Origin of the sequence: Mixta theicola, from assembly GCF_002895925.1 — a bacterium.
Classification (GTDB): domain Bacteria; phylum Pseudomonadota; class Gammaproteobacteria; order Enterobacterales; family Enterobacteriaceae; genus Mixta; species Mixta theicola.
In genome coordinates, this window is record NZ_NWUO01000067.1 from 1 (window position 1) to 331 (window position 331).

The 331-nt window shown below is 56.2% G+C and carries 1 protein-coding gene; it reads right to left on the reverse strand.

What is annotated here, in order from left to right; all coding sequences use genetic code 11:
* Positions 1–331: lysozyme family protein (locus COO59_RS21015; protein WP_476738907.1), on the reverse strand; the 331-nt coding region annotated here is incomplete at both ends.

Sequence of the window (331 nt, forward strand, 5' to 3'; positions counted from 1 at the left end):
CTGTAAATTTCACCCGCGCTGCGCAGTTTCATATCAAAGCCGCGTCCTAACGTGACGCCGGAAAAGCCACCCGGCCAGTGCAGCACGCGTGAAAACCAGGGCGTTGGCACGGCGCGAAAAGGCACCGCAGCGGTGCTATGTTCCAGTCCTTCATTATCAAAAGTAAACTGGCCCTGACTCACCCGCAGCATACCGCCGCGTTGATGCGGCCGGTTATAGGGCGACATCGCTTTTAACGCAGCCATAAAGTAAACGGAAAGAGGCGTAACCAGGCCGGAAGGAGAAAGGTTAAGCAGGCGCTGATACCAGCGTATCGCTTCCAGCGTCTGAT